The sequence below is a fragment of the Secundilactobacillus similis DSM 23365 = JCM 2765 genome, from assembly GCF_001311075.1.
GTDB lineage: Bacteria > Bacillota > Bacilli > Lactobacillales > Lactobacillaceae > Secundilactobacillus > Secundilactobacillus similis.
The window spans coordinates 1-2,676 of record NZ_BBAD01000153.1; the positions used below are offsets into that span (position 1 = coordinate 1).

The window sequence follows — 2,676 nt, forward strand, 5'->3', positions numbered from 1 at the left end:
ACAAGCGTAAATGACTAAGGACAATCGCTACAAATTGTCCGTAGGCAACCCCCAAAAATGACAGTATATTAGTCCCAAGAATTCAATTGGGAGGCCTTAACATGAAAATTGCACTATTAGTTGTCCTAGTCGTTGTCGGTATTCGCTACGCCGTTGTGCTAGCAATGGATATTCACCAACACTGGCAAACCGTTCGCGAGACGCCAATCAATAACACCGCTTTAAGTGTGAGTGCCCTAGTCATGATGTTCCTATCAACACTCGGAGTATCGGACTTCGCGGTCGGCACAGCGCTTTATCGCCGGTTAAAGTGGGTGCCGTTAAAGCAATTACCAGCGACGCTCAACACCGAAGTCGTGATTCCAACGTTGTTTATGGCAATGTTGTACATCAGTAGCGTTAACGTCGCGCCGGCAACGTTACTGACCTGCATCGTAGCCCAAGGGCTTGGTGCATGGATCGGTCCCCGAATCGCGGTTCGGTTACCGGAAAATACGATTCGACTCACGATCGCCATTGGTTTAGTGATTGCAGTTGGGTCGATCATCGGGACAAAGCTGGGCTTGTTGCCAACTGGCGGCTCAAGTACGGCGTTGTCCGGTCCTAAACTAGTGATTGCAGCGGTGTTGCTGTTCTGCTTTGGCTTTTTGAACGATATTGGGATTGGCTCCAACGCACTAATCATGGCGACCGTTTACCTACTAGGATTGAGTACGCAAGCAGCTTTTCCAATCATGATGGGTGCCGCTTCGTTTTCATTGTCATTAAGTGGCGTCAAGTTCGTTCACTTAGGGGCCTATAGCCGCAAAGTAGTGCTATTGATGTCGACAGTCGGGTTGGTCGGCGTGGCTTGGCAGCTTTGTCTTTAACCACTTACAGACGACTTGGATCCAGTGGTTAGTTGTGGTGGTTTTGCTGTATACGATTTATCAGTTAGTTCTAGAATTGATCAACGTACATTTTCGAAAGGTGGCAGTTTGTGATGACAAATAACGTTTATTTTATTGGCGGCGGTCAGATGGTGACGGCGATGATTCGCGGGCTATTACGGCAAGGTATGGCGGCTGATCAAATTGGGGTTACAGATATTGACCCTAAGCGGTTAGCGTGGTTGAAAGCGAACCTTGGCGTTCGAGTAAGTGCAACACCAGATCAAGCCGCGCTGCATCAAGCCGAGTTTGTTGTCATCGGTGTGCGACCACAGGATAATATCAAACAGGTGGTTCAAGCGATTGCGAAGGCAACCCCGACGGGAACGGTGCTGTCCATTGTCGCTGGGGTATCAATCGCAACCATTGCGGCGCAACTTGGTAACAACCAAACACCAATCGCCAGAGTCATCCCCAATACCATGACCGAAGCGGGCTACGGGACTAATGCAGTGAGTCTAAATGCCACCGCAGATCAGACAGCCGTGGTTAAGTTCTTAAGCGCCATCGGCAAAGTCGCCGTTATTCCAGAATCACAAATGGCTGTTTTCACGGCATTTGGCGTTGCCGGGCCGAACTACATCTACCACTTTTTCGGGCGATGAGTAATGCTGGGGTGTTGGCTGGCTTGTCACGAAATCAGGCAAACGAACTGTTGCTTGAGAACTTAAAGGGAGCAGCTGTTATGCTAACGGATCAGCACCCAGAAATCCTATTAGATCGCAATAATTCGGCTGGTGGGGTCGGCATTCACGCCGCTAACGCACTCGCACAGGGTGGTTTTGACGCCGCAATTGCGGATGCGGTTTTAGCAGCCAAGGCAACGACCGAATCGTTGGGGGCGCACCATGATTAAACGACTTTGGGATCATACCATGTTAAACGTGAATGATTTGCAACACGCCATCGATTGGTTTGAGCAACGTGGACTGACGTTTCAGTTAGGCGGCCACCATCCGCAATGGCAGACGAGTAACGCCGTTGGGTATTTCGGTCTCAACTACATTGAGTTACTGACGACGGATCAGGCGACGAATCCTGGGTTTGGACGTGATGATGCAACGTCACTATATGACGCATTTGAGACATTACCTGAATATGAATCTTTCAATACGATTGGGATTCGAACCAACGATATCGAAGCCGTTCACCGGAGTTTGGCGGATGAATTTCGGGTTGGTCGGATCATGGATGGGTCTCGTCGAACGCCGGCGGGAGAACTCGTCACTTGGCGAATCTTTTTCGTGAACCAGTTGGTCGATGGGGTGGCAGCCCCGTTCTTTATCGAATGGCCCGAATCGGATTCCGTGCGCCGCTATCAGTTAGAACAGGCCGGTTTATTAAAAAATCAACTCATCGGCCAGTCTGGGTCAAATCCCTCCAGTACGACGTCCAGCAGCCACGAGTTGTGGCGCAAGCGTTCGGCCGCTTCTTTGATCAGCCAATTCAACAACGTCACGAGGCGTACCGGATTCAGTTAGGTGACCGACAGTTGGATTTTGTACCGGGAACGGCTAACGGCATCACGAGGCTGACCTTTGCCGGGACTGGTTTGATGGGGCATCAAGCGCAGTATGGTGACGCAATTTTTCGATTTGAATAACGCCAACTAAAAAACGATTGACCGGCTTGCTAATCAAGTCCGGTCAATCGTTTTTACTCGTATGAGGGATTATAAGTTTCCGAAGCGGCTGATTGCCTAAGAATCAATGATTATACTACTTTGTAACATTGATAGTGGCTGTCG

4 protein-coding genes are annotated in these 2,676 nt (G+C 49.7%); all 4 read left to right on the forward strand.

Going from position 1 to position 2,676, the window contains the following annotated elements; genetic code table 11:
- Window positions 1-101 precede the first annotated feature (101 nt).
- The gene (locus JCM2765_RS16385; protein WP_054737587.1) at window positions 102-869 is read left to right on the forward strand and encodes a TSUP family transporter; all 768 of its coding nucleotides are present in this window, start codon (window positions 102-104) and stop codon (window positions 867-869) included.
- 113 nt (window positions 870-982) lie between these two features.
- The gene (locus JCM2765_RS17615) at window positions 983-1,534 is read left to right on the forward strand and encodes a pyrroline-5-carboxylate reductase family protein (RefSeq protein WP_173585564.1); all 552 of its coding nucleotides are present in this window, start codon (window positions 983-985) and stop codon (window positions 1,532-1,534) included.
- Window positions 1,531-1,785, forward strand: coding sequence for a pyrroline-5-carboxylate reductase dimerization domain-containing protein (locus JCM2765_RS17620; RefSeq protein ID WP_173585565.1), 255 nt, complete (start codon window positions 1,531-1,533; stop codon window positions 1,783-1,785). The genes JCM2765_RS17615 and JCM2765_RS17620 overlap by 4 nt, the downstream gene beginning before the upstream one ends.
- Window positions 1,778-2,410, forward strand: a complete 633-nt coding sequence (locus JCM2765_RS16395; RefSeq protein WP_054737589.1) for a VOC family protein — start codon at window positions 1,778-1,780, stop codon at window positions 2,408-2,410. Before JCM2765_RS17620 ends, JCM2765_RS16395 begins: the two co-directional genes overlap by 8 nt.
- Window positions 2,411-2,676 lie beyond the last annotated feature (266 nt).

What these genes read in the sequence shown, in the direction of transcription:
- JCM2765_RS16385 (WP_054737587.1), top strand. Translation starts at nt 102, where the DNA reads ATGAAAATTGCACTATTAGTTGTCCTAGTCGTTGTCGGTATTCGCTAC.
- JCM2765_RS17615 (WP_173585564.1), top strand. Translation starts at nt 983, where the DNA reads ATGACAAATAACGTTTATTTTATTGGCGGCGGTCAGATGGTGACGGCG.
- JCM2765_RS17620 (WP_173585565.1), top strand. Translation starts at nt 1,531, where the DNA reads ATGAGTAATGCTGGGGTGTTGGCTGGCTTGTCACGAAATCAGGCAAAC.
- JCM2765_RS16395 (WP_054737589.1), top strand. Translation starts at nt 1,778, where the DNA reads ATGATTAAACGACTTTGGGATCATACCATGTTAAACGTGAATGATTTG.